The sequence below is a fragment of the Nocardia sp. CWNU-33 genome (assembly GCF_046764895.1).
GTDB lineage: Bacteria > Actinomycetota > Actinomycetes > Mycobacteriales > Mycobacteriaceae > Nocardia.
Window position 1 is genome coordinate 24,433 of the sequence record NZ_JBKOQN010000058.1, and the last position, 6,108, is coordinate 30,540.

Below are 6,108 nucleotides of genomic sequence, written 5' to 3' on the forward strand. Positions count from 1 at the left end.
TGTTGGGATGAGTGCATCTGACTTACGGGTTGGTCTCGGACGAGCGTCGGCGGGCGAGAGCGAGGCTTGTCAGCGTCGTGATCGCCATGGCGCCGATGCCGACCAGCGCCGCGGTGGTGTAGGCGCTGTCGTCGGGGAAGAGGTGGCCGGGGCCGGTGCCCGCGGCGAGGATCAGGCCGCCGATGGCGCTGCCCAGGGAGTACCCGACGCTGCGGACGACGTAGTTGAAGCTCATGGCGCTCGACGTCTCGCTCTTGGGGGTGACGGCCAGGATGACGCCGGGCATCGCGGCCGAGAAGCCGCCGACGCCGAAGCCGAGCACGCCCATCGCCGCGAACAGTTCGGCCAGATCCGACCGGGCCGCCGCGAACAGGGCGAACCCGCCGCCGACCACGACGGCGCTGCCGGCCAGGAGCAGGGGGTCGGCGATCCGCGTCCGGACCCGCGGCGTGAGCTTGCCGGCGACGAACCCCAGCACCGAGAACGGGATGAGGACCAGCCCGGCGACGAAGGTCGTCAGCCCGAAGCCGTAGCCGGCGCCGTGCGGCGTCTGCGCGTACCGGGTGATGAGCGTGAGCAGGAGGTACATGCCGATTCCGCCGACGAACATGGCGAGGTTCGCCCCGGCGACCGCCGGGTGCCACACCGCCCGCACATCGACCAGGGGCGTCGTGCTGCGCAGCTCGATGACGGCCCAGACGCACAGCAGCACCACCGCGACGACGGCGAGACCCGCCGCCACGGCGAGGTGCCGGCTCCACAGATTCCGTTCGCCGGCGAGGAACAGCACCAGGAGCAGCGCAGCGGCCAGGACGACCGCGCCTGCCACGTCCACGTGGGCGGAGCGGCCTTCGGGGGCTTCGGGCATGGAGCGCCACGCGGTCAGGAGGGCGGCGGCGGTGACGACCAGGCCGAGGCCGTAGGCGGCCCGTACCCCGCCGAGCTCGGCGAGCAGTGCGGCCAGCGGGTAGCCGACGCCGGCCCCGATGATCGAGACCACCGAGATCAGGGCGATCACGGCCGCGCTGCGCTCCTCGGGGAGGTGGTCCCGGGCCACGCCCATCATCAGCGCCGTCAGCCCGAGCCCGACGCCCTGGGCCGCCCTGCCGGCCAGCAGCCACGCGAACGGCAGCGGCAGCACGGTGAGCGCGCTGCCGGCGACGACGACCGCCAGCGTGGCGAGGATCGTGGCTCGCCGATGCGGGCCGGCTCCGAGCCGGCCCAGGACCGGCGTGGCGACGGCGCCGCTGAGCAGCGCGACGGTCAGCGTCCACTGCGCGCTGCCGAGCGAGACGTGGAACGAGGTCGCCACGCTGGTGATGAGCGGCGCCCCGAGGCTGCCGACCGCCGCCACGACCAGAGCGATGAACATCAGGGCGGGGACCAGCAGCCGCGCCTCGGAACGCGCCACCGGGAACGCCTTCACCGCGACACCGCCGACCGGCTGCCCGGTCACTGCTTCGGCCAATCGCGGTCCTGGCTTTCGAGCTCTGCCAGATGCTTCAGCGCCGGAAGGGCCGCCACCAGCGCCTCGACCTCGTCGCCGGTGAGCTCGCCGATCAACCGCTCGAACGCGTGGACGCCCGCCTGGCGCCGCGTCCGGACATAGGAGGCGCCGGCCTCGGTCAGGCACACCAGCGTGACCCGCTTGTCGGACGCGTCGCCCCGCCGCTCGACCAGGCCGGACTCCTCCATCACCCGGACCAGGGCGGTCATCGCGGGCTGGGTGACGCCCTCGACCGCGGCCAGATCGGTGATGCGCCGCGGGCCGGTCCGGTCCAGGGTGGCCAGGGTGGCGGCGGACGTCAGGCTCATGTCCCGGGGCAGGCGTCTCGCGGCCGTGGTGGCCAGGCCGTAGAGGGCTGCCCCGATGGCGGCGGACGCGCCAGGAGCGGTGTCTTGACGACTCATGCTCAAAGCATAGCATTTTTATATTCATAATCTATGGAAATGGGCGACTGGCGCGGGCGGCCTCGATCCGCACCCGCGGCGGCGGCCGGCCATCGCGCTCGGTGCGCAGCCGGAACCTGCCGCGCCCGTCGACCACGGCCTCGGGGAGCAATGGAACAGTGGTTGGCGTTAAGCATTGACCGACGTCATGGACGCCGTTGACGGCGGGCGTTCCCGCCGGTTACCCGTGCTTGTCCGGTTCGGTGTCGGCGAAGGCACGGTATCCGCCGAGATCTCGGGCTGGGCGAGGACGTCGCCGCGGTGTACGACTCGGACCGGACCTGGGGCCATCATCGGATGCTGATCCGCCAGCGCGGCGAGGTCGTGTCGGACATTCAGCAAGACCGCCGTCGTCGTCATCACCGCGAACTCCGCCGGGCGCAAGGTCTTCGGCCTCGCCACCGCAGACGTCCGTCTCGCGTGACCTGCTGCGCGTCAGTCCGGCAGCCAGTGCAGCTCGTGTGCCAGGGTTTTGGCGACGGCACGGATGCGGCGGTGTAGTGGCGACTGCTCGCGTGGGAGGACCAGGTGGATCGTCAGGCTGGGCGCGCCCCGCAGCGGTCGCCAGGTGAGACCGGCCGGTGCTGCCGTGACCGCGGCTTCTCCGGCCGGAGCGAGGGTGAGCCCGTCGCGCAGGTCGCGCTGAGACATGTCGAAAGAGACTGCGGGCGTGTGGAATCGGGGGTTCGGTCGGGTGTCGCGGAACAGTGCGGACAGCTGATCGTGGATCACGGGGTTGGCCGTACGGTCGGGGAGTCGCAGCGGATACGCGGCCGCATCGGCGATCTCGATCTCCGGGTGTTCGGCCAGCGGATGATGCTGCGCCAATTGGACCCCGACGCGCACACGCCGCAGCAGGAACCGGCGCACGCCACGACCCGGCTGTTCACCGCGGGTGATCCCGGCATCGATGCGGCCGTCGGCGACCGCGGGGGAGATCTCCGGTGTCGCCATCGGGACCGCGCCGACCTCGAGTCCCGGGCTGCTGCGAATGATCCTGTCCACCAGGGCCGGTGCCGTCTCTGCCCCCGTGCTGAGGCTGTATCCGATGCGCAGCGTGCCCAGTTCACCGGCCCCCGCATTCCGGGCGGTGTCCCATGCCCGGTCCAGCGCCGCCAGCGCGGGCGGCGCGGACTCCGCCAAAGCCGCACCGGCCGTGGTCAATACGACGCTACGCGTGTCACGAACCAGCAGGCTCGTACCGAGTTCCGCCTCCAATCGGCGCATCCGGGCACTGAGTGCGGGCTGCGCGATACCGATCCGTGCGGCCGCGCGGGTGAAGTTCAACTCCTGCGCCAGCACCAGAAAGTACCGCAGGCTCACCGTATCCGGCGCCACATGCCCTCCCCTGTCGATTGATAACGATCCGTTCTGAGTCTATCCCGTCCCGGTCTTTCCCTCGACCACGCATCAAGCCCTAACCTGCGCATATGACGATTCAACCGACCGCAGTACCCGTCGCCGGAATCGATCGATCTGAGTGTCAATTCGAAGTCGGACGTGTCCGGCCGAACACAGGAGGTTTCCATGGCTAAGGGCTACTGGGTCAGTGTCTACCCCGCCATTTCCGACCCTGAGAGGCTGACTGCCTACAACAAGCTGGCCCGTCCGGCTGTCCAGGCTGGGGGCGGGCGCGTCCTGTCCCGTGGCGGTCGAGTCGTCGCCCACGAGGCTGGAATCACGCAACGCGTCGTTCTGATCGAGTTCGACAGCTTTGAACAGGCCGTCGCGGCATACGAGAGCGAGGCATACCAGAAGGCGCTGGTGGCCCTCCCCGACGGCGTCGAGCGCGACTTCCGCATCATCGAAGGCATCGACTGACCGGCGGGCCCAGCCATCGCTGAGCATCCGTCACCTGATACGCACACGGTGCTGAACGACGACTCACGAGACGAGTTCGAAGCCATGCCCCGCGTCCCAGTTCGTCGTCGACGTCCTCGACGGCCCGACCCCTGTCGGGCGGATCGAAGAAGCGACGCGACGTCCAGGCCAGCTGGACTGTCTCGCTGACCTCGTCGACGAAACTCACCCTCGCCCGAAGCGAACCGCGAACCGCTTCTCACACGACAGATCGGTCCAGCGAACACAAGGCTTCGATGACCAGGGGCGCATCCTGCATCCATCTGCCGTGTGCCCCGTCGGGGCTACCCGGCACGAATCCTGGACCACCGCAACTGGGTAGCACGACTATCGGCTCCCCTTCCGATCAGGCCATCAGGCTTCTCGAGGATGATCGACACCCAGTCCCTGACCTCGTCCTGACCTCCTCGGCCAGTTGACAATCCGCGAGCATCAAGCGAACGTTTGACCGTTGATTTCTAACGAGAGGTGATCCTTGATACGTACGTTACGGACCATCGGTGCGGGCTTGGCCAGCGCGGCGATCGCAGTCGCCACCCTCGGCCCGGCTGCGTCGGCCGACCAGCCGGCGGCGGACGGCCCCGGAGCACTGGTGTTCGCGGACGAGTTCGACGGTACTGTGATCGACCAGTCGAAATGGGCCATCCACTCGAACGCGGAGCCCGACCAGTGCCTCGCGAACAAAGGCAATCAGCAGCTCGAGTGGCACACCTGGGACGCGCTGTCGGTCGGCAACGGCGTACTGACGGTCACTGCGCGCAAGGACAACCCGCAACCGGGGTACGAGTGGTCGAGCGGGCTGATCACCACCGGGCAGGCGTGCGGGCACGACCCGGCCCACTCGTTCGCGGTGAAGCCTGGTGACTACGTCGAGACCCGGCTCAAGCTCCCGGCGGCGAAGGGGTTCTGGCCGTCGACCTGGACGTGGAACGGGAACGGTTCGAACGAACAGGACACCTACGAGTTCTACAGCGACAACCACCGCAAGCTGTACCTGACCAATCACCAGTCGGGCGGTGGCAGTTGCCCGTACGAATCCCCGACCGACCTCACCACCGACTGGCACACGATCGCCGAACGCCTAGGCCCGAACAAAACCACCTGGTACCTCGACGGCCGCCAGATCTGCGAACAAGGCCCGTACTCCGGCACGGGTGACGCCCTGATTTTCGACCTCTTCGTCTACGCTGGCATCCCACCCACAGTCACCCAGGAGTCGACGCAGGTCGACTACATCCACGTCTACCGCCCCTGACCCACCACCCGCGTTCAACGACTTGATCATCACACCCTCGTGACCGGAAGCGAGCGCGCCGTCGAAGTACCGGGCAAGGCCACGATCTTCGTCTTGCCGGACCGCGTCTCGCGGACGGTCTCCGAGGCCTGCGCGACATCCGAGAACAGGCGGTAACCCCGGGGTGTGACACATCGCTCAGGACTGCTGTTAATTCACCATTGGCAGAGCTGCGAAAGCGTCAATAAACTGGACATTTTTGGACGGGCCGGACGGTGAGACCCATGGCCTCATGGCGCGGGTGCACGCACCTGTTCTGGCAGGACGTCCGATCGAATGCCTTTCCAAGCAGGGTGCCGCAAAGAACCAGACGTGGCCTCCCTGAACTCGATCCGACCAACCAACAACGGTTCCACCCAATGGGCATGGCTCGCGATCTCCGGATGCCGACCTAGCGGGTTCCGCCACAGGTGTCGGCCTCGTCGGTCCACGGTTCGAACTCGGGTGGGCGACCGGCCCAAGTTCGTCGGCGGTCATACACTTTGACACGAGCGCTTGGCAGTCTCCACATCGCTCGCTTGACGAGTTTGTCGTTGTAGTCGACGTCGTGGCCGACAAACCAGATCGTGTCGGCTCCCTTCGCGGTTCGGCTGGCTGTACGACGTTCGAACTGCGTCGGCCGCAGTTGCACCTCCAGCGCGTGGCGGTTGCGGCACGAAGATGTCGGCACGGGTGTTCGGGTCTTCGGGGATCGCGGCGTATCCGAGTTCACGGCAGTGCTCGAGCAGTCTGGTTTGAATCCACAGGTGCCGGGCGCTCATCGGCCCACCGCCGTCGTCGCTTCCATGTGCCCAGTGGCCGCAGCTGCCGCCCTGCTGGGTGCCAAGCCATAGGTGGCCCCCTGTTGCTGGGGTTCCGGTAGCAATCGCCGAAAAAACAACGGATAGTGCGTCACGAACGTGGAGAGGAGCTCAAGGTGTAGGAGAAGCTCTTTGAAGCGGTGCTGCGTGAGAGATGGAGGATTCTCGGCCCTCCAGTGTCGCCCTGCATGGGGGAGGCGCTAA

Annotated in this window: 6 protein-coding genes; 2 read left to right on the forward strand and 4 right to left on the reverse strand. The window is 67.8% G+C overall.

Annotated elements, in window-relative coordinates:
- Positions 1-22 precede the first annotated feature (22 nt).
- From ACLMAL_RS37600 to ACLMAL_RS37610, 3 genes are all read right to left on the reverse strand, one after another.
- Positions 23-1,468 carry an MFS transporter gene (locus ACLMAL_RS37600; protein WP_412003417.1) on the reverse strand — a complete coding sequence of 482 codons (1,446 nt, stop codon included), beginning with the start codon at positions 1,466-1,468 and terminating at the stop codon, positions 23-25.
- Positions 1,453-1,911 carry a MarR family winged helix-turn-helix transcriptional regulator gene (locus ACLMAL_RS37605; protein WP_406230115.1) on the reverse strand — a complete coding sequence of 153 codons (459 nt, stop codon included), beginning with the start codon at positions 1,909-1,911 and terminating at the stop codon, positions 1,453-1,455. The genes ACLMAL_RS37600 and ACLMAL_RS37605 overlap by 16 nt, the downstream gene beginning before the upstream one ends.
- 474 nt (positions 1,912-2,385) lie before the next feature.
- Positions 2,386-3,288: a LysR family transcriptional regulator gene (locus ACLMAL_RS37610; RefSeq protein ID WP_412003418.1), complete on the reverse strand. Its 903-nt coding sequence runs from the start codon at positions 3,286-3,288 to the stop codon at positions 2,386-2,388.
- A 189-nt stretch (positions 3,289-3,477) separates the two neighbouring features.
- Between ACLMAL_RS37610 and ACLMAL_RS37615 the strand changes: the two genes are divergently transcribed.
- Both ACLMAL_RS37615 and ACLMAL_RS37620 read left to right on the forward strand, forming a co-directional pair.
- Positions 3,478-3,771, forward strand: coding sequence for a DUF1330 domain-containing protein (locus ACLMAL_RS37615; RefSeq protein ID WP_355184981.1), 294 nt, complete (start codon positions 3,478-3,480; stop codon positions 3,769-3,771).
- A 514-nt stretch (positions 3,772-4,285) separates the two neighbouring features.
- Positions 4,286-5,065, forward strand: a complete 780-nt coding sequence (locus ACLMAL_RS37620) for a family 16 glycosylhydrolase (protein WP_328401822.1) — start codon at positions 4,286-4,288, stop codon at positions 5,063-5,065.
- A 269-nt stretch (positions 5,066-5,334) separates the two neighbouring features.
- Here ACLMAL_RS37620 and ACLMAL_RS37625 read toward each other — a convergent pair whose 3' ends face one another.
- Positions 5,335-5,535, reverse strand: a complete 201-nt coding sequence (locus ACLMAL_RS37625) for a hypothetical protein (protein WP_412003419.1) — start codon at positions 5,533-5,535, stop codon at positions 5,335-5,337.
- Positions 5,536-6,108: the final 573 nt, after the last annotated feature.